Below are 19,579 nucleotides of genomic sequence, written 5' to 3'. Positions count from 1 at the left end.
CTGGACGTTTTTAGCACCGGCAGTAACGCCTGACCAAACTGGCTGCGCGGCGCGCTTTGCGGCCGGCGATGGTTTTGTCAGGCGTCGAAACGTCGTTGAAATACATATTTTTTCTTCCTTCGAGGGTTTTCAGCGCCAGCCGGCAACGGTTGGCGTTTTTTTTGCCTTGTGGAATCTATCCGACAGTGGAATTGATTTGGCGCAAAGTGGTGGCGCCGGGGCGCTTTTATGCTGGCAGCTTGACTAGCGAACCCGGCGGGGGACAGCATGCGCAACGCACGGCCCATCGACACACAGTTATTCCAACCCGACATCCCGGTACGGCTCGACATGCGCACGGCGGCGCTGGTCGAGCATGCACTGGCCTTGCAGGAAATGGCCGGCACGGGCGCCGCCGCCCTGTTCCTGCACTGCCACGACGTGCCGCTGCCCACCGCCCTGCGCGTACTGACGACGGGACCGCGCCGCAAACCGGCCGGGCCGCACCTGTTTGCCCGCCTGCGTCCACGCACGGCCGCCCGGGTGCAAGGCGCGCCGCTACCGGCGCGCTGACGAATCCTGTACCATCGCCGCAACCTATCAACTGAGGCACGGCGATGCAGGCAGCGACACCCCACGATTCCTATGCGGCACTGATGGACCTGATCAAGGCGCGCCATGCGCAGCTGAGCCCGCAATTCCAGGCCGGCGCCCGCTACCTGGCCGACCACCCGGACGAAGTGGCCGTCTCGTCGATGCGCAGCATCGCCGCGCGCGCGCAGGTGCAATCGGCCGCCCTCGTGCGCCTGGCGCAGCAGCTGGGCTTTGCCGGCTGGCCGGAACTCAAGGCCATCTTCGTCGAACGCCTGCGCGCGGGACCAGGCGGCTACGCGGCAAAAGCCGGCGCGCTGGCCGGCAAAGAGGGAAAAGAGCGCGACCTGGTCACCGAAGTGTTCACGGTGCAGCAGCGCAACCTGGCCGCCACGGAAAGCACCAACCACGCGGCCCTGGATGCGGCCGCCAATCTGCTGCAGGCGGCGCCCCGCGTACACGTGGCCGGCTTTCGCGCCGCCCACCCGATCGCCTATACCCTGCACTACCTGTACCGGCTGCTGCGCCCCAGCGTGCAGCTGCTGAGCGGCCAGGGCGGCACCCTGGAAATGGACTTGCGCGCCCTGCAGGCGGGCGAAGCCGTCGTCGTCATCAGCTTCGCGCCGTATTCGAGCGAAGCGCTGCTGGTGGCGCAGGCGGCGCGCCAGGCCGGCTGCCGGGTGGTCGCCATCAGCGACAGCGCCATGTCGCCGCTGGCCCTGCAGGCCGACGCCAGCATCGTCATCGCCGTCGACAGCCCCTCGTTCTTCCCCTCCATCGTGGCCGGCGTCGCGGCCGTGGAAAGCCTGGTGGAACTGCTGGTGGCGCGCGCGGGGCCCGATGCCGTCACGGCCATCGGCGCGGCGGAACAGCAATTGCGGGCGCTGGGCGCCTACGCAAAAACATCAAACGATGTAAATTAAAGATAAATACATCAAACGTTGCAATATGACGTGGCGCATCCTATAATCGGCCATCTCCCCCTTGCCGATAAGAAAGCGATGCCATGAGCCATGTCTTCCACCGCAGCTTGACCGCCAGCTATCCCGTCGCCATCGGCGGCGACGGCCCTTACCTGATCGATGCGGACGGCAAGCGCTACCTCGATGCCTGCGGCGGCGCGGCCGTCTCCTGCCTCGGCCATTCGGATGCGGCCGTGATCGCCGCCGTGCAACGGCAGGTTGCCACGATGGCCTACGCGCACAGCTCTTTCTTTACCACCGAGCCGATGGAGCAGCTGGCCGATTTCCTCGTCGCCCGCGCCCCTGCCGGCATCGACAGCGTGTATTTCGTCTCGGGCGGTTCGGAAGCGGTGGAAAGCGCGCTGAAAATGGCGCGCCAGTATTTCGTCGAACGGGGCCAGCCGCAGCGCCGCCACGTCATCGCGCGCCGCCAGAGCTATCACGGCAACACCCTGGGCGCGCTGGCCACGGGCGGCAACGCTTGGCGGCGCCAGCAGTTCGAGCCGCTGCTGATCGACGTCACCCACGTTTCTCCGTGCTACGCCTGGCGCGACCAGGCAGCCCATGAAACGGACGGCGACTACGTGGCGCGCCTGGGCCAGGAGCTGGAAGAGCATATCGCCGCGCTGGGCGCGGACAAGGTCATGGCCTTCATCGCCGAACCCGTCGTCGGCGCCACGGCCGGCGCCCTGCCCGCCGTGGCCGGCTACTTCCAGCGCATGCGCGCCATTTGCCAGCGCCACGGCATCCTCCTGATCCTCGACGAAGTCATGTGCGGCATGGGGCGCACGGGCAGCCTGTTCGCCTGCGAGCAGGAAGGCGTCACGGCCGACCTGATCTGCATCGCCAAGGGCCTGGGCGCCGGCTACCAGCCCATCGGCGCCGTGATGGTGTCGCAGGACATCCGCGACACGATTCGCGCCGGCACGGGTTTCTTCCAGCACGGCCACACCTACATCGGCCACGCCACGGCCTGCGCCGCCGCGCTGGCCGTGCAGCGGCAGATCGAGGAACGCGGTTTGCTGGCCAATGTGCGCGCCATGGGCGCCTTGCTGCAAGAGCGGCTGCATGCGCGTTTCGACGGCCATGCGCACGTGGGCGACATCCGCGGCCGCGGCCTGTTCCTGGGCCTGGAACTGGTGCAGGACCGCACCAGCAAGCAGCCGTTCGACCCGGCCCGCCGCCTGCACGCGCGCATCAAGGCGTACGCCATGCAGAACGGGCTGATGTGCTATCCCATGGGCGGCACCATCGACGGCCTGCACGGCGACCACATCCTGCTGGCGCCGCCCTACATCATCGACGCCAGCCATGTCGACGAGATCGTCGACAAGCTGGGCACGGCCATCGACACCAGCGTGGCCTAAGCGCGCCCGCTGTCGCCCACGGTGGACATCAGGCTGGCGCCGCAGCTGGTCTTGTGACCGTCGAACGCCACGGGCACGCCGTCGATCAGCACCTGCGGATCGCCCTCGGCGATCACGCAGCGCACGTGGCCCTTGATCGGGCAGACGCAAGAATCGCCCTTGCGCGCCACGGCCACGCCCAGCACGGTACTCTTCGGCGATGCGCCCACCACCTTGCCGCCATGGCTGGTGGGGTCGTTCAAGCGGATCACGCCACGCATGCTCTTCTCCCCGGATGTATCAAGCGTCTCATTGCGAAAACCCCTGGTAATACTCGGGTGCATCGTGGCGCAAGCCCCACCACGGCAAATACGCATGGTTGCCGCCACGCGCGCGGAACCACGGCTTGTCGGGCCGGATCGGCCGCGCGACGGCGGGCGGCGCCACCACCAGCGCCACGGGCGCCGACAGGTCGCTGGTGCCGGCCACCAGCACTGGCTTGCCAAAGTGATGCGCATAGGCAATGCCCAGCGCCACGTTCGTCAAGGCCGTGCCCGCGCCCGTTTCGCCCAGCACGGCAGTCAGATTGAAGCTTTGCTTGAGAAGGTCGAATTCCGGCAATTGCAGAGTGAGCGTCTGCGCCAGCGCACCGAGCCGTGCTGAAGAGTCCTGGTGTGTATTCCCCGCATCATGGATCAGATAGCCAATCTCCGTATCTTGCCGGTTGGCCTTCGCGGCGGCCTCTTCGATGGCAGCCGTCCACGCCTGCACCAGGCGCGGCGGTTCGCCCTTTTTGACGTCAAAATCCGCCGCCTGTTTCGTACTCGGATAGCCGAGCCACGCCAGCGGCGCCCGCTCCGTTTTAAAATCGGGACCCGCCAGCACCAGCAGCACCAGGTTTTCGTTGATCTGCCGGTCCAGGGGCCGGCTGGGCGCATCCCAGTTCATGGCCCAGACGGTTTCTTTCGGGTGGCTTTGCAAGTAGTCGAGCGCGGCGGAAAGTGAAGTAAAGCCGGCGTTGGGGCCGCCCATGGTGACGCGGACGTCGGGTGGGGTGGAGCGGGTCCAAAGGGTGGGAGAGTGGACGTTGCCGATGCTGAAAGTATCAGCAACATATTCCCGGACGAAGTTGGCTGCTTCCACTGGGTCGAGCTTGCCTTTAGGTAGCGCATACTCAATGTGAATGCCTGCAAGCTCGCGCCAGCGCGATTTATTTTCAGCAGAGTGAACGTTGTAGAAGTACTCTGGGTCGGAGTAATAAACACTGTGCATTAAGTCAAACATCTTCTCGACATACTTCTCATAATAACCATCAAATGTCTCTGATCCATTATTTCCAACAGCAATAGAAGCAATACTTTGCAGCCGGGTATATTTCTCGGGTTTTTCCCTGACCATATCGTCGTTCGGATTTGGTTGCACTAGCCCTAAAATCCACAGCAACTGCCATTGCGTCGGATAGTCCTTCCGCTGCAAGGGATTCAGCCATTGCAAGCCAACTACTTGAGCCATGTATGGCTGCTGACTAACCTCAGGTACAGCGCTAACAGTACTGCTCAAGGTAGCTGGCGACGAACGCAAATGTGAACAAGCGGCCAGCAGGAATACGACCAGGAATCCCAGGGACACATAAAGAAAAATAGTTTTGAACATGCTCAATACTCCATCTATAAAAAGGCTGTTGCAGAAGGATCTGCTCTATACAAACCGTTAAATCGCATGACATCAATCGTGAGCCAGTTCTCCAGACGTAGGCCGGGAATCCCGCGCAGGGTTTTCACGCTTGTCGATTATTTTTTCAGGGAGACTGGCTTCCTGCATTTCTTTTACCCACACCGAGGCAGTCACCTTGTTACGTGTCGCTTTGGCAAAGTACTCTTTAAAAACTTTTGCAGGATTATCCTTGTCCAACCCCTCCAACAACCTCCAATCCGCCGCCACCCGCAACTTGCGCAACTGCTCAGCCTTGATGCGGCACACGCCCACCGCCACGTCATACGCAAGCGCCCACTCCGCGTGCATGGGGTTGGTCAGGATGGAGGAATGGTCGGTGGCGTAGGCGCCCGCCTGGCTGGACATCATTTCGCCGATGCGCGTGCTGCGCCATTGCTGGTAGTCGGCGTCTGGCGTGGCGTTGGGCATTTCCTGCTGCACTTTTTTGCCCGCAGGACTTTTCCCTTCCCGTACAGCCTGGGCGCGTATCACCGCGCGCTGCTCGAATCGCAGGCGCGCCTCGTCGTCGGCCGTGCCCTTCGCGCTGTCCACGCGTTTGGCCTCGTCTTTTCCCGCCTGCCCCTGCAGGCCGCCGGGCGGGATGGCATGATCGGCAAGACAATCGTCGCCGGCAGCGCGCTGCTTGCCCGCCTGGCGCGATTCGCCGGGCGGATCATAGCCTTCGTCGAATTCCTCGCTGGTCTGGCCAAAGCGCAGGGACTGCGGCGTGAAGGGCTGCAATAAGTCGGGCGCGTTCAGTTCGATTTTCCAATCCTTGTGGGGCGAGGCATTGCAGGGGCTGCGGGCCAGGCCCGTGACCACGATGAACAGGGGCGCAAACCCGACAGTCAGGATGGTGGACAAGCGGCTCTCCTGGCTGGCCTCGACGCCCTGCTTGACGGAATAAGACGCATATTTCTGTGCCGGAAACCAGAAATCGTTGCCGCCCGGCGCAGGCTTGCGCCAGTGATCGGTCCAGTAGTGATAGCTGCCTTGCTTGCCCACCTCGAAACCCTGGGCAAACACGCGCTGCACGCACACGCCTGCCGCGTCGGTGGCGGCCAGCTCGCCGCCGTCCTTGCTGTCCCTGGCCAGCGAGCCCGACAGGCCGCGCCAGCCGATGCCCTCGATGGCCACGGACGACACCACCACGTCGTGCGGATTGCAATAGATGGTCACCCGGCCATACGATGACTTCTTGCCGCCGCGCGCGGCGCCGGCAATCCCGTATCGTTCACGGTCTTTGGCGGCGGAAAAACCGTGCTGCAGGTTGGCCATGCAGCGGTCGATTTCCTCGTCTGTCTGCAGTTCGCCCAGGGTGGCGCGCTGGCGGATGATGGCAAAGAAGTTTTTCAAGGTATCCAGGCGCGCCTGCACCGTCACCCGGCCCGTGCTGCCATCCGCCGCGCGCAGATTGCCGGCTACCCAGTTCTCGGCGCTATTGCGTTTCGCCAAACTGTACGGCGAATTGCAGATGACATAGTTATCGGCCACGCAAGGAACGCCATCCACCTTGGGCAGGCGGGCGCCGAGAAAGGCGGCTGCCATCGCCACCATCGTGCCCTGGCTGTGGCATACGATGGTGACCGGCACGTCGGCCTGCTGCTGGCGGATGGCTTCGACCAGCCTGGCCAGGCGATAGGCGGCCAGCACGAAATACGGGCGCGGCGGGCAACTGTACACTTGCCGCTCCGAAAAGGGATTCATGTGCTGGATCTTGTTCCACAAAAACAAATCCTCGCTCAGCCCCTCCTTCCACAGGTCGGCCAGCGCGCTGCAGCCATTGGCAAATGGGCCGCCGCCCCAGTAATCCTGTTCGTTCAGGTAGATGCCCTTGCCGTATTTCTGCAGTTCTTCGCCGGAAGCCTTGTAGCCCCAGCGAAAGCGGAGCACGGGAGAAAACGTGCCGGCATCGCGGATCAGGGTATCGGCCGACATCTCCGGATGGAGAAAGCCTTCCGCCGTGATCTCGGCGCCATAATTGACCGCCTTCAGTTCGCCGCCTTCCACGCCACGGTGCTGCAGGTGATGACAGGAACGCTTGAGGCGCTCGTTGAGGCCGTTGCACAGGCCTTCTTCCGCGGCCGCGTACCACTCGCCGTCGGAATTGACGCCGTGCACGAAGATGATGATGCCGGGCAGCGGCAACTGTTGCAGCGTGTCCCGGTCGCTGCTCTGGAAATTGGCGTTGCAGGAAAACTGGCCGAGGATATCGATTTTGGGATCGTCGCACAACGGCGGGTGGGGATCGAACTGCATGGCGTGTCTCCGATGTCGGGGTTCAGGAACGGCGGCGGAAGAAGAATCCCTTCAGCCGCTGCAGGTGGTCGGTCGCCACCTTCGGCCCGCGCCCATCGGCATCGCTGACGCCCGTCAACGGGCTGTCGCCTTCGCGCTCGATGTGCACTTCCACGCCTTCGACGGGCAAGCCGTCGGTGGGACGCAGCAAGCGCGGCACGCGGCCCAAGTCGCCTTCGCCGAAGGTGGGCAGTTCGCCTTTCATGCTGGCCGGACCGCTCCAGTGGTGGCCGTCGGTCTTCACCATCAACGCGCCCGGCCCGCCCAGCTCCACGGCGCCACCGGACAGTTTCAGGTAGGCGCCGCCCGCCGTCATGAAGGTGATTTCGTCCTGCGCCACGCCGACCAGGCGCGTGCCCGCCGTCAGGCGGATGTCCTTGGCGGCGTCCGCCTGCAGCAAGTCGTGCTGGCTTTGCAGCAAGAACTTGCCGAAGTGGGCCACCTGCACGATGCCATCCTGGTGCGCGAACAGGGAAATACCCTTGCCCGCGTTGACGTTGCAGCGCTGGGCCGCGCTCAGCTGCAGATGCTGCTGTGCCACCAGGTCGATATTCGCGCCCGCATTGCCGGCGATGGTCCTGGGCGTGCTCAGCGCCACGCCCTCGGGCGCTGCGATGCTGACGGCGGGCTGGTCGGCGGCAATGGCGGCCCCCAGCGCCTTGCTACCGGCCGCGTCCAGCGCCAGCGCCTGGTGCTGGACGGCAAACTCGCCCAGGGACGTGAACAATGCCAGGCATTCCTTCATCACGGCGGCATGCTCGCTGCTGTCGAGCTGCTTGCCGCTGGCGCCCAGCTGTTTCCAGGCCGAAATCAGCAGCGAGCGGGCCGTGCGCACGCTGCCGCTGGCGTCGCTGCGCAATTCAAAGCCGTCGCCGCGCTGCCGCCCTGCGCCGTCGCTGCGCGGCTCGGTCAGGTAGCCGAGGTTCAGTTGCGTGGCCGCCTGGTCGCTGGCCAGCTGTGCGCTGATCTGCGACGGCGTGTCGTCAAAACACAGCTGATTGCCGCGCCCGCCCCGCACTTCGCGGCTGCGCATGCCGGACAGGTAGCGGTTGCCGGGCAAGGCGCCGCGCGCACTCAAGCCCGGCGGCGCGCCCACGGCGTTGTACAGCTGGCCGACGATGATGGGCCGGTCCGGGTCGCCGCCGAGAAAATCGATCAGCACTTCCGCGCCGATGCGCGGCAAGGTCAGCGTGCCGCATTGCCTGCCGTTGCCCGGTCCATTGCCCGTCCAGCTCGATGCCACGCGCACCCAGGCCGAATCGCGCTCCGTATCGGACGCGCCGCTGCCGTTGGCATGTGCATGGTCCGGCGCGCGCGTGGCGCCAAAACGCACCTTGACCCGTCCCAGCGCATCGCAATGCACCTCTTCGCCGGCAGGCCCCACGACCAGCGCGCTTTGCAGGCGCACGACGGGAAAATCGCTGCGCGGGTCAAAGGCAGGGACGATGGCAATGCCACGCCGCACGCAAGTAAAACGGTTGCGGTAACGCAAGACCGCCCGGCCATCGGCACCCGCCCCTTGCGGCTGGCCAGCGTCACACTGCCAGCCGCTCTGCGCAAACAGGCGCTCGACACGGGCATCCAGGCCTGTCGGCAAGTTATTGCTGGCCGCCACGCTCAAGGCCGTGATGACGAAACTGCGCTCGGCCACCGGGTGGCTGTCGATGTCCGCATGCCCTTCCAGGCTGAACCACTGGCCCGCGCAAAAGTCGCGCACGCAGCCTTCTCCCTGGAAACACTTGCTGTCCAAATCGTGACGCGCCATCGCCAGCTGGCCCAGTTGCCGCAAGTCGTCATTGCTGGCGGCGGCCAGCGGCGGCTCCACGATATAGTCGTCGAGACTGGCTGCGAGGCGATTGCCATTGCTGCCCTGATCCACGCCGCCCTGCGACCGCGTTGCCATAAACTGCGGGCTGTGCGGGTGACCATCGTCCCAGCTGTAGCGCTCGGACTTTCCCGGCTGCAAGCGGCGCACGGCGCTCCAGGCCGTCACGGCATCCCTTTCCTCGGTGGCGTCATCGCGGTGATAGCGCACCGTGCCGGCCACGTTGTGCGCCAGACGGCTGGCGTCGTCGAACAGCAACAGGGTATGCACGGGCGTGGTGGCGGCGTTCGAACTGGCCGGCGCTCCCGCCTGGAAGCACCAGGCGATGCCGCGGCGCCGGAGCAGGCGGCGGATAAAGGCGGCATCGGATTCATTGTGCTGCATCGTGAATTCGCGCGCGGGCAAGCTGCGCGCCGCCAGCGCCCCGTCAATGGCGAGATCCAGGCTGGCCGCGAGCAAGCTATTGCCCTGTCGCCACTCATCAAACAGAAGCTGCACGATCTGCAATTCATGCTTGTTGCGGAACACGCGCGTATTGATGCGTTTCTCCATCAAGGCCAGGCCGTCGCGCAGCACCAGCTGATAGGTGGCCAGGCCGCCATCGCTCTGCCCCGCGCACGCTTCGGCGACGATGCCGCACACCTTGCGTAGCTGTCCCTGGTCGTTCACGATCTGTAGCTCGGCCGGCACGGCGATGAACTGCTTCAGCGGCAGCTGTGCCTCCGTGGCCACGCACAGGATGCGGTATTCCAGACCGCCGCAGATGGCCTCGCTGCCGCTGATGCGCTGCGGCAGCAAGACATCGTCATTGACGCCCTGCGGGTAGGCGAGGCGCAGCCGCAAGGCGCGATTGCCTGCAGTCAAGACCTTGTCCACGGCCAGCCATTGCGCGAAGTCTTCCATGGTTTTCTTCCTTCCAACAGTTAGCGGAGTCCATCATTCACGGCGGTCTCAGGCGGAGCCATCAAATCGCAGGTCGTAATGCATGTCATCACGGTCACGGGCCGACAACTTGCCGGCCAGAAAGGCATCCTCCGCCAGGCAGGCGCCCCTGCCCAGGACGCAGCCACGCACGTCTTCGCGCCGCAAGACCAGGCGGATCTCGAAGCTCACGCCAGGCAAGCCGAACAGCGCCAGCATCTGGCGCAGGGCCAGCGCGCCTGGCCGGCCGGGCAAGAAATCCTCGTAGGCGCGGCGGCTTAGCGGCCCCAGCACCAGGCGCACGCGCAAGTCGGCGCGCCGGCAGCGTTCGCCCAGCATGGCCCCCTGCCCCAGCCGGGCATGGGCGGCGGCCAGCAAGGTGCGCTCCTGCGCTGCGCGCCGGAACCAGGCGCCGACAAAACGCTGCAAGCGCACGGGCACGCCGAAATACTCGGCCAGCACCGCCTGCATCGCGTCGGCCGACACGGGCCGGTGGCGCAGCAAGGCCGCGTAATGGGCCAGCACGTGCGCAGGCAAGCCATCTTCCTGCCTGGCCACCTCGGCAGGCCAGGCGCCCGCCAACGCCAGTTGCAGGGGAAGGAATTCGCCGCCGTCGGCGTCCTGCTGGCATTCGATGCGATATCGGGCCCAGGCCTGGTAAAACAGGGTCAGCGCCCGGTGCGACAGCGCATCGAGCCAGTCGCGGGGAGCACCATCGCCCGTCTGCCGCTCATGGCGGACCAGCGTTTCCGTGTAATGCAGCGGCAAGCTGCCATGCACGCCCAAAAAACCCAGCATGGCCGCCTGCACATGCACCTGCGTCTCGCCGTCCGCCTGCGGCTCCAGCCACAGTTGTTCGATTTCCCCTGGAGCAAACGACAGCGAGGCACTGCCATGCAGGCGCAGGCAATCGCGAAACACTTGCTCCTGTGAAATGCCTTGCTGCATCATCCAGGCACACAACAAACGCACGGCCTGAAAGAAACCGGTGCCGGACGGATCGGCCAGCAGGCGCGCGACTACGCCAGCGTCTGGTTTCCATTGCGTGGCAGGCAGCACAGCAACTCCTTTCCATTCTTCTGCGACAAGACGATCAGGCGGGTAAACGAACCCAGGTGCACGTACAGCCCGAGAAAGCGTTCGATGACCTGGGCAAACGCATGCAAGCCGCTGCCGACAAAGGCTTCCTCGTCGACGGACAGCAGGACGTCGATGCCGAAGACCAGGCTGCCACCCGCCTCGTCGTGCAGCCAGGTGCTGGCGGCGCGCTGGCGCAGTCCGGTCATGCCCGCGATCTGGCGCGCGGCGCTGGCCGAACCGGGCAAGTTGTACAACTCGAGTATCTGCTTGAAGAGCGGCAAGCCCTGCTCGCTCAGCGACTGATGATTCAGGGACAATTGCGCGATCAGCCGCCAGTGCGACGCCGCACCCGCAGGGAAGCGACAGGGCGCGCCGGGCTTGCGCAGCAGACGCACCGGCAAGGCGCTGGCCGCGCCGTCATGGTGCAAGTCGCCCGCGGCATGGCCGAACACCAGGCGGCTGGGCAAGTCGCGGTTGCTGCAGGTGAGCATGATGGACACCGTTTGCGTCGTGTCGTGCAGCGGCTGCATGGCGCCGTCGACAAAGGAGATGCGCATGTCGTAGCCGGGATGGCTCAACGCCATGTCCTCGTCGCGCCGCGTCACCCAATAACGCCCCTGGCGCCCGCCCGCCTCGCCATGGCGCATCGAATAAAACGGGTGAAACGTGTCCAGCGCGGCGCCTTGCTCCGTTTCACCGAGAACCTGCACACTGTCGACGCTGTGGATGTCGTAGCAATGCGCCTGCCTGACCGAGGGCAGCAGCACATAATCGGCGCTCGCGTGCGTCAGGCGGATGGGATTGGCGGCCTGGCGGAACAGGTTGACGACGGGCGTGCACCCCGGCACCAGATGCCTTGCGGACAGGGGCCGCAAGATGCGCGCGATATCCGCGTCAGCCTGCACGTCGGCCAGCAGCAAGTGCACGGTGCAACGCCGGCAGGCCGGCGGCAACAATGGGCGCAGCGCGGCCAGGTCAAGGTCGACGAAATTGAATTTATCGGGAAAGGCAAACCATTCGCCCAGCAGAAGGTAAGCGGGATGCGAGGCGGCCCTGGCCGGTATCAATGCGTCCTCGGCGGCAAAGCCGACCGGATGCACAGGCACCGCATCCAGCGGCTGCCACGCGCCATCGACTTCCACATAGGCGCGGCGGGCGCGCAGGAACAGGCTGTCGCGCAGGGTGGCGCAGAACGCAGGTTCGCCGTCGAGGAACAGGCGCAGCATCGGCAGCGCCAGCCCGTCCAGCGTGGACGTGGCGCCCGTCGCTTCGAGCGTGATGCTGATCGCCGCCCCGAGATCCGGCGTCAGGCGCACCGCGGGCGGCGCCGCCACGATGGATTGGAAGCGCACGTCGGACAGGCGCAGCGGCGCCACGGCGACATCGTAGGTGGTGGTGAACTTGCAGGTGACGCCCTGATGCTCGGCAGCATGCATGACCGTGCCGCGCGCAATGGTGGCCAGCTCCGTCACCGTCGCCGCATCGTTATCGATGCGCGCAATGGCGCAGGCGGGAAACGGGCGCAAATAATGGGGGAAGTTCACTTCCAGCAAGGTTTCGCTGAAGGCGCCGAAGCCGTCGGCCAGGCGCTTGGCCGTGCGCGCGTTGAACATGGCAAACGCCTGCAGCATGCGCGCCAGGTGCGGGTCGCCCATGTCGCCGCCCAAGATGCCCAGCGCGCCGGCGATGGCCGGATAGCGTCGGGCAAACGCCTGATTGTGCGCATGCAAGGTGCCCAGTTCGCGCTCGTAGTATTGCAGCAACTCGTCCATGCCCGCCCCCATCGCCTGATCGGCACATGCCGGTATAGCCCCGTCTGCATTATTGATGAAGCGGGAGGGAAGAAAATTGAGTTTGAACAAGATTGCGCGCATGCGTCAGCAAGGAGTGCCTTCCTGGCGCAGGTAAAGCAGCTTTTGTTCACTCCTTGTCAATATTAATTGACTTATTCGAAACAATCGTTTTAAATCAGGAAGTTACTCAAAATCAATCATCTTGAGCATTCCAACATCGCATTGACCCTCTCGATGCTGGATGCCCACGTTGATGCACTCTGAAGCCAAGGTATATGGAACTGCTCGACTCCCTGCGTCAGACCCCGCCGCAAGACGACACGATCAGCGGGCACTATGAAGTGCGCCGCTTGCTGGGCGAAGGCGGTTTCGGCCATGTATTCGAAGCCTGGGATGCCAAGCTGTGCCGTAGCGTGGCGCTGAAGCGCCTGAAACCGCAAGCCGACGTGCTGCATCCGGAAAAACTCATCAATGAAGCGCGCCTGGCCGCTTCGCTCAAGCATGCCGCCTTCGTGCGCATCTTCGCCATCGAGGGCCAGGGCACGAGCCAATCCATCGTCATGGAACTGGTCGAAGGCCAGACCCTGGGGCAGTTCATGCACAGCGGCAAGGCCGACTTGCAGGGGGCGCTCGACATCGCCTACCAGATCGCCGACGCCATGGACGAGGCGCACGCCATGGACCTGGTCCACGGCGACCTGAAACCGTCTAACCTGATGCTGGAGGCGGACGGCAAGGTGCGCATCCTCGACTTCGGCCTGGCGCGCCACATCGACCCGCAAGCCACGCAAACGACCACCCTGTGCGACTTGCAGGGCACCATCGCCTACATGGCGCCCGAACGCCTGATGGGCCGCCTGCCCGACACGCGCGGCGACGTGTATGCCTTGGGCGCCATGCTGTACGAAATGCTGGCCGGCCAGCGCCACTTCGCCCACCTGAACGGCCTGGCCCTGGCCGCCGCTCACATGCAGGCGACGGAACCATGGCCCGACCTGCCCGACTCCGTCCCGCCCGCCATCAACGCCCTCGTGCGCGCGATGACGGCGCACGACCCGGCCGAACGGCCGCGCACCATGCGCGACGTGCGCGAGGCGATCGGGGCGCAGCGCGGGGAGCCGCCCACCCTGGCCACGCCCCTTGCCGACGAGATACCCGCGAAGGAAGAACCCCCCGCCAGCGTCTCCATCCGCCTGCCCCTGCCCCGCAAGCGCACGCTTAAATGGGGCGCGGGCGTGGCGCTGCTGGCCGTACTGGCGGGATGGCAGCTGCCCAATATCCTTCCTGCCGTCAAATCGTTCGTCACGGGCGAAAAAGCGCCCGCGCCGTATTCGGAAATGGCCAGCATGGCGGCGGGGATGGAAGCGTTGCGGGTGTTTGATAGAGAAGACGCGCAGACACAGGCCATTGAACATTTCAGCACTGTACTTAAACATAATCCAGAGCATGCTGCGGCAAATGCTGGCCTGTCGCTGGTTTTCACACTGCGCTATTTAGGCAGCAACCGGGATGAAACCTGGCTGCAACGCGCGGACGTCGCTGCGAAACAGGCATTGACTACAGACGACCAATTAGCTTTGGCCCATGTGGCGCAAGCCTGGGCTATTGAACATCATGGCGACCGTCGGCAAGCAATGCAGGAAATTACTACGGCACTGAATCTGGACCCAAACAATCCGCTGGGCATGTACGGCAAGGCACGCCTGCTCATCTACGCACAAAAATTTGATCAAGCCAGGGATGTGCTTGACAAGGCCATCGCCCTGTATCCCCGTGATCGCCTTTTTATTTCGATGTTGGGCAGGATGAATTACAACCAGGGCAATTACGCGGAAGCTGAAAAACTCTTTCGGAAAGCCATACAAATGGATCCGCAGGTGGCCAATGCGTATGCCCAGCTTAGCGCTACGCTTGAACGCCTGAATCGCGGCAATGAAGCCCTGCAAGTCCTGCAGCAAGGATTGCAGGTGCATCCCGACTGGGAACTGTATACCAACCTAGGGAATGCCCTGTTTAACAAGGGCGACTATCTGGGAGCAGTCCAGTCCTTTAAAAATGCCGTCTCAGAAAACAAAGGGAACCCTGGTAACTACCTGCTATGGGCAAATCTGGCGGACGCCCAACGCTGGGTGCCTGGTCAGATAGAACTGTCGCGCGATTCCTACCGCCGTGCCATCACTTTGATCAAAGTCATGCTGCAACACTCTCCGGACGACCCCAAGGTCAACTCCCGGCTGGCATTGTATGCAGCCTATGCGGGCTTGCGAGACGATGCGCTATGGCATGTAACGCAAGCCATCCGGCTAGCGCCCACATTGCCCGATATCCATTTCAGGGCGGCGCTGACCTATGAGCTGTTAGGCAAGCGCAACGAAGCGATGGCGGCTTTGAAACAGGCGATGGAGCGCGGCTACCCCATCAACCTGATCGAATCGGCACCTGATCTGTTGACACTACGGCGAGATGCTCGCTACCAACAATTTCTCATCAACCTGGAAAGAGACAATAAAAAATGACGCCTGTAAGCCCCTGGATGAAGTTATCCGTGCATTTTGATGCAGACCAAATCACCAACCAGCTTGACTATGCGTTTACTTCTTGTGACGGCAGCGCGGACCCACGCCATGGCCCCTACATGGGAGGAGTGCACTTCCAGCAAGGCCAGCACGTCTACCTGGAAGTCAACTGCTGTGGCACAAAGGCAAGTGGCTTTACCTCCTTCCAAATAGTCGATTGCTGCCTGATCAGCGTACCCCAGTTGACCCAGATCGGCCCCGACGTACCCACCCGCTATTCGCTGCCTTCGCCCTTCCTGCAAGCCGCCGGCGCCGCCTATCAGCTGCCCCTGGATTTTGAATCTCATGTATTGCCGCCTGATCCAGCCCTGCCCGATCTGCGCCGCATCCGCCAGGAATGGAAACACAACCTTGACGTGGGTCAGAGCAAGGGCCGCTGGGAACTTTCGTTCGTACTGACCGTGCGCATTATTCGAGGTGAGCAAGACTTGCCGGAATTGCGCGTCTTCAGTTTTGATCCGGAAGCATCTGTGGGTGGGAACGTCGAGACGTAATCCTTACACCATCAACAGATACTTTTCAACCAACAGTTAGTACTACCGGATATCCAAGCCGCGCCACCTCCATCGGCGCGGCTTTTTCACATCCGCACGCAATACGCCGCCCCGCCCGCCGAAAGCGGTAAAATGACGGCCTTGAACCCAAGCTCCGCCCTCTGGCGCGGCCTGGCACGCACACAGCACCACCCACAGCCCGGCAGGCATGCGTTTCCTGCCGCCGGACCAACGACAAAGAACACATGACCACCGTCCCCAAAGAAATCAACGCCGCCGCGGCAAAGAAGAATTCCGCTGAAAAGCTTACGCCAATGATGCAACAATATCTTGGTATTAAAGAAAACCACCCGACGATGCTGGTTTTCTACCGCATGGGCGATTTCTACGAGCTGTTTTTCGAGGACGCGGAAAAAGCCTCGCGCCTGCTGGGCATTACCCTGACGGCGCGCGGCGTGGCCAGCGGCAACCCCATCAAGATGTGCGGCGTGCCGTTTCATTCGCTCGATGGTTACCTGGCCAAGCTGGTCAAGCTGGGCGAGTCGGTGGCCATCTGCGAACAGATCGGCGATCCGGCCACCAGCAAGGGCCCCGTCGAGCGCAAGGTCATGCGCGTCGTCACGCCCGGCACCCTGACGGATGCGGACTTGCTGCCTGAAAAGGCCGAGCGCCCGCTGCTGGCCATGTGCAGCATCACGCAGCGCAAGACGGTCACCACGGGCCTGGCCTGGCTGTCGCTGGCCAGCGGTGCCTTGAAGCTGATGGAGTTTTCCGGCGACAGCGCCACCGTGGCCGTGCGCCTGCAGCAGGAACTGGAACGCATCGTGCCGGCCGAAATCTTGAGCGGCGACAACGGCAACCTGTTCGACGACTATGCAGGCACGCACATCAACCGCGTGCCGGACTGGCATTTCGACGTGGTGGGCGGCCACAAGGCCCTGCTCGACCAATTGGGCGTGGCGACCCTGACGGGCTTTGGCGCCGATGGCCTCGGCGCCGCGTTCGGCGCGGCCGGCGCGCTGCTGCGCTATGCGCAATCGACGCAGGGTCGCGGCTTGCAGCACGTGCGCTCTTTGATCACGGAAACGGAAAGCGAATTCATCGGCCTGGATGCGGCCACGCGCCGCAACCTGGAATTGACGGAAACCATCCGCGGCCAGGAATCGCCGACCTTGTTCTCCTTGCTGGATCATTGCCGCACGGCCATGGGTTCGCGCATGCTGCGCCACTGGCTGCACCATGCGCGGCGCGACCAGAACGTGGCCCGCGCGCGCCATGAAGCGATCGCCGCGCTGGCGCAAAGCGAAGCGGCCGGTCCGCTCGCCGCCACCTTGGCGCAAGTGCCCGACATCGAACGCATCACCACGCGCATCGCCCTGCTGTCGGCCCGTCCGCGCGACCTGGCCGCCCTGCGCGACGGCTTGCTGCAACTGCCGGCCCTGCGCGGCGACGTGGTCCGTTGTTATGGTCCCGGCCAGGGCGGCGAAAGCGGTTTGCTGGCCGCCATCCACGGAGCGCTAGCCACGCCGACCGCCTGCCTGGACTTGCTGGTGCGCGCCGTGGCGCAGGAACCGGCCGCCATGGTGCGCGACGGCGGCGTCTTTGCCACCGGTTTCGACGCGGAACTCGATGAATTGCGCGCGCTGTCGGAAAACGCGGGCCATTTCCTGCTCGACCTGGAAACACGCGAACGCGCGCGCACGGGCATCGCCAACCTGCGCGTCGAATACAACAAGGTGCATGGCTTCTACATCGAAGTCACGCACGGCCAGACGGACAAGGTGCCGGACGACTACCGCCGCCGCCAAACCCTGAAAAACGCCGAGCGCTACATCACGCCCGAACTGAAAGTGTTCGAAGACAAGGCCCTGTCGGCGCAAGACAAGGCGCTGGTGCGCGAAAAGATGCTGTACGACCTGCTGCTGGCCGAACTGGCGCCGCACATCGGCACCCTGCAGACGATTGCGCAAGGCCTGGCCCAGCTCGACACCCTGAATGCGCTGACGGAACATGCGCAGCAGCACAACTGGGCCGCGCCGCAACTGGTCGAGGAACCGTGCATCAACATCGTCGAAGGCCGCCACCCCGTGGTGGAAAAGCAGATCGAACGCTTCATCGCCAACGATTGCCGCTTCGTCAACGAGCGCCGGCTGCTCTTGATCACCGGCCCGAACATGGGCGGTAAATCGACCTTCATGCGCCAGGTGGCCTTGATCACCCTGCTGGCCTACGTGGGCAGCTACGTGCCGGCCGCGTCCGCCACCATCGGCCCCATCGACCGCATCTTCACGCGCATCGGCGCCACCGACGACCTGGCGGGCGGACGCTCGACCTTCATGGTGGAAATGACGGAATCGGCCGCCATCCTGAACGGCGCCACCGAGCATTCCTTGGTGCTGATGGATGAAGTGGGCCGCGGCACCTCCACCTTCGACGGCCTGGCCCTGGCGTGGGCCATCGCGCGCCATTTGATCGACACCAGCCGTAGTTTCACCCTGTTTGCCACACATTACTTTGAGCTGACGCAATTGCCAGACAGTCATCCGAGCGCCGCCAACGTGCATTTGTCCGCCGTCGAGCACAAGGACAGCATCGTCTTCCTGCACGCCGTGCAAGCCGGTCCCGCCTCGCAAAGCTATGGCTTGCAGGTGGCGCAACTGGCCGGCGTGCCGCAGCCCGTGATCAAGGCGGCGCGCAAGCACCTGGCGCGCCTGGAAGCGCAGGCGCTCGACGCCACGCCGCAACGCGACCTGTTCGCGCTGCCCTCCGCCGATCCGTATGCGCAAGAGGAAGAAGAGGAAGCGGCGGCGCCGCTGGCCGCGCTGAACGCGGCGCAGCAAGCCTTGCTCGACGCCATCGCCGACCTCGATCCCGATGCGCTCACGCCGCGCGACGCACTGGAACAGCTGTACCAGCTGAAACGGCTGGCCGCCGCATGACCTGCCGGCGCAGCTCGATACGCCTGCTGGCCGCCGGCTTGCTGGCTGCCAGCCTGCCATGGCAAGCGGCGCTGGCCGTCCCGGGCGACCAGGCCGGCTTCGAGTTTGCCGTACTGGGCCATTCCTTCAACGCGGGGCCGGACGACGGCCCCCTGAAAAAAGCCATCGCCGACACCAGCGCCTTCAATGCCTCCTTCGTCGTGGCCACCGGCATCAAGGCCGCCAGCGAATCGTGCAGCGACAAGCTGTATGGCCAGCGCAAGGACTTGCTCGACGCCAGCGGCCCGCCGCTGATCGTCTCGCTGTCGGCCAGCGACTGGGCCAACTGCCGCAATTCGCGCGGCAGGGTCAACGCCATCGAACGCCTGAACCGCTTGCGCGACGTGTATTTCGCCGATGACCAGAGCCTGGGCCAGCACAAGCTGACCCTGTCGCGGCTGTCATCGACGGCGAAATTCCGCAGCTATGCGGAAAATGCCCATTGGGAATATGGCGGCGTATTGTTTGCCACCGTGAATCTGCCCGCGAATAACAACCATTTCCTGCCGGAAGCGGGACGCAACAGCGAATTCGAAGACCGCCTGGTCGCCAACCGTTCCTGGCTGCAGCGATTGTTCGCCATGGCGCAGCGCAAGCAACTCGACGGCATCGTGCTGTTTTCCGATGGCGACGCGGGCGTGCTCGATGAAGACGACAATTCGCTGCTGCCCAGCTTCAGTTCGAAACAGGATGGCTTTGCCGGACCGCGCAAGCAGATCCGCACCCTGGCCAAGAAGTTCAGCGGCAAGGTGTTATTGGTCGATACGCAGCGCGATGGCGACGCGGATGGCAAGGAGGGGAAAAGTAAAAAGGCCGCAGCCAGGGCAGGCGGGCCGAAAATCAGCTGGAAAGGCAACCTGGGCCACGTCAGCATCGACAACGACTGGTCCGCCATCGCCGTCCGGCCCGGCAAGACCCCATTCTTTGAGGTGCGTCAACGCGCTACCCGCCCATCGGCGCAGGCGCGCGCCAAGGCGTCGACGCTGCGCCGATAAAATAAAGGCCGGCACGCAGCCAGCCTTT

The 19,579-nt window shown here is 64.0% G+C and carries 13 protein-coding genes; 7 read left to right on the top strand and 6 right to left on the bottom strand.

What is annotated here, in order from left to right; translation table 11 throughout:
• Positions 1-267 precede the first annotated feature (267 nt).
• The 3 genes from NCG91_RS16105 to NCG91_RS16095 all read left to right on the top strand — a co-directional run bounded on the left by NCG91_RS16105 (position 268) and on the right by NCG91_RS16095 (position 2,899).
• On the top strand, positions 268-552 hold the full coding sequence (locus tag NCG91_RS16105; protein ID WP_077407612.1) for a hypothetical protein: 285 nt from the start codon (positions 268-270) through the stop codon (positions 550-552).
• A 44-nt stretch (positions 553-596) separates the two neighbouring features.
• Positions 597-1,493 (top strand): MurR/RpiR family transcriptional regulator, encoded by an 897-nt coding sequence (locus NCG91_RS16100; protein ID WP_251350397.1) that lies wholly within the window; start codon positions 597-599, stop codon positions 1,491-1,493.
• Positions 1,494-1,576: 83 nt separating this feature from the next.
• Complete coding sequence (locus NCG91_RS16095) at positions 1,577-2,899, top strand: aspartate aminotransferase family protein (protein WP_251350396.1); 1,323 nt, start codon at positions 1,577-1,579, stop codon at positions 2,897-2,899.
• Here the strand turns inward: NCG91_RS16095 and NCG91_RS16090 are convergent.
• The 6 genes from NCG91_RS16090 to tssF all read right to left on the bottom strand — a co-directional run bounded on the left by NCG91_RS16090 (position 2,896) and on the right by tssF (position 12,487).
• Positions 2,896-3,159: a PAAR domain-containing protein gene (locus tag NCG91_RS16090; RefSeq protein ID WP_251350395.1), complete on the bottom strand. Its 264-nt coding sequence runs from the start codon at positions 3,157-3,159 to the stop codon at positions 2,896-2,898. The two genes, NCG91_RS16095 and NCG91_RS16090, sit on opposite strands and share 4 nt — an antisense overlap.
• Positions 3,160-3,187: 28 nt before the next feature.
• Positions 3,188-4,531 (bottom strand): hypothetical protein, encoded by a 1,344-nt coding sequence (locus tag NCG91_RS16085; RefSeq protein ID WP_251350394.1) that lies wholly within the window; start codon positions 4,529-4,531, stop codon positions 3,188-3,190.
• Positions 4,532-4,603: 72 nt separating this feature from the next.
• Positions 4,604-6,850, bottom strand: a complete 2,247-nt coding sequence (locus NCG91_RS16080) for a T6SS effector phospholipase Tle3 domain-containing protein (RefSeq protein WP_251350393.1) — start codon at positions 6,848-6,850, stop codon at positions 4,604-4,606.
• A 22-nt stretch (positions 6,851-6,872) separates the two neighbouring features.
• Positions 6,873-9,617 carry a type VI secretion system Vgr family protein gene (locus NCG91_RS16075; RefSeq protein ID WP_251350392.1) on the bottom strand — a complete coding sequence of 915 codons (2,745 nt, stop codon included), beginning with the start codon at positions 9,615-9,617 and terminating at the stop codon, positions 6,873-6,875.
• Positions 9,618-9,665: 48 nt separating this feature from the next.
• Complete coding sequence (gene tssG / locus NCG91_RS16070) at positions 9,666-10,694, bottom strand: type VI secretion system baseplate subunit TssG (RefSeq protein WP_251350391.1); 1,029 nt, start codon at positions 10,692-10,694, stop codon at positions 9,666-9,668.
• Positions 10,655-12,487, bottom strand: coding sequence for a type VI secretion system baseplate subunit TssF (gene tssF, locus NCG91_RS16065; RefSeq protein WP_251350390.1), 1,833 nt, complete (start codon positions 12,485-12,487; stop codon positions 10,655-10,657). Before tssF ends, tssG begins: the two co-directional genes overlap by 40 nt.
• 296 nt (positions 12,488-12,783) lie before the next feature.
• Between tssF and NCG91_RS16060 the strand changes: the two genes are divergently transcribed.
• The 4 genes from NCG91_RS16060 (at position 12,784) to NCG91_RS16045 (ending at position 19,551) form a co-directional block, all read left to right on the top strand.
• Complete coding sequence (locus NCG91_RS16060; RefSeq protein WP_285817151.1) at positions 12,784-15,024, top strand: serine/threonine-protein kinase; 2,241 nt, start codon at positions 12,784-12,786, stop codon at positions 15,022-15,024.
• Complete coding sequence (locus NCG91_RS16055) at positions 15,021-15,578, top strand: hypothetical protein (RefSeq protein ID WP_251350388.1); 558 nt, start codon at positions 15,021-15,023, stop codon at positions 15,576-15,578. The genes NCG91_RS16060 and NCG91_RS16055 overlap by 4 nt, the downstream gene beginning before the upstream one ends.
• A 245-nt stretch (positions 15,579-15,823) precedes the next feature.
• On the top strand, positions 15,824-18,517 hold the full coding sequence (gene mutS / locus NCG91_RS16050) for a DNA mismatch repair protein MutS (RefSeq protein WP_251350387.1): 2,694 nt from the start codon (positions 15,824-15,826) through the stop codon (positions 18,515-18,517).
• The gene (locus tag NCG91_RS16045; protein ID WP_251350386.1) at positions 18,514-19,551 is read left to right on the top strand and encodes a hypothetical protein; all 1,038 of its coding nucleotides are present in this window, start codon (positions 18,514-18,516) and stop codon (positions 19,549-19,551) included. The genes mutS and NCG91_RS16045 overlap by 4 nt, the downstream gene beginning before the upstream one ends.
• The last annotated feature ends 28 nt before the right edge of the window (positions 19,552-19,579 follow it).

This window comes from Janthinobacterium kumbetense (assembly GCF_023703445.1).
GTDB lineage: Bacteria > Pseudomonadota > Gammaproteobacteria > Burkholderiales > Burkholderiaceae_D > Janthinobacterium > Janthinobacterium kumbetense.
This window is presented reverse-complemented; position numbering and strand designations above follow the sequence as displayed.

What these genes read in the sequence shown, in the direction of transcription:
- NCG91_RS16105 (WP_077407612.1), top strand. Translation starts at nt 268, where the DNA reads ATGCGCAACGCACGGCCCATCGACACACAGTTATTCCAACCCGACATC.
- NCG91_RS16100 (WP_251350397.1), top strand. Translation starts at nt 597, where the DNA reads ATGCAGGCAGCGACACCCCACGATTCCTATGCGGCACTGATGGACCTG.
- NCG91_RS16095 (WP_251350396.1), top strand. Translation starts at nt 1,577, where the DNA reads ATGAGCCATGTCTTCCACCGCAGCTTGACCGCCAGCTATCCCGTCGCC.
- NCG91_RS16090 (WP_251350395.1), bottom strand. Translation starts at nt 3,159, where the DNA reads ATGCGTGGCGTGATCCGCTTGAACGACCCCACCAGCCATGGCGGCAAG.
- NCG91_RS16085 (WP_251350394.1), bottom strand. Translation starts at nt 4,531, where the DNA reads ATGTTCAAAACTATTTTTCTTTATGTGTCCCTGGGATTCCTGGTCGTA.
- NCG91_RS16080 (WP_251350393.1), bottom strand. Translation starts at nt 6,850, where the DNA reads ATGCAGTTCGATCCCCACCCGCCGTTGTGCGACGATCCCAAAATCGAT.
- NCG91_RS16075 (WP_251350392.1), bottom strand. Translation starts at nt 9,617, where the DNA reads ATGGAAGACTTCGCGCAATGGCTGGCCGTGGACAAGGTCTTGACTGCA.
- tssF (WP_251350390.1), bottom strand. Translation starts at nt 12,487, where the DNA reads ATGGACGAGTTGCTGCAATACTACGAGCGCGAACTGGGCACCTTGCAT.
- NCG91_RS16060 (WP_285817151.1), top strand. Translation starts at nt 12,784, where the DNA reads ATGGAACTGCTCGACTCCCTGCGTCAGACCCCGCCGCAAGACGACACG.
- NCG91_RS16055 (WP_251350388.1), top strand. Translation starts at nt 15,021, where the DNA reads ATGACGCCTGTAAGCCCCTGGATGAAGTTATCCGTGCATTTTGATGCA.
- mutS (WP_251350387.1), top strand. Translation starts at nt 15,824, where the DNA reads ATGACCACCGTCCCCAAAGAAATCAACGCCGCCGCGGCAAAGAAGAAT.
- NCG91_RS16045 (WP_251350386.1), top strand. Translation starts at nt 18,514, where the DNA reads ATGACCTGCCGGCGCAGCTCGATACGCCTGCTGGCCGCCGGCTTGCTG.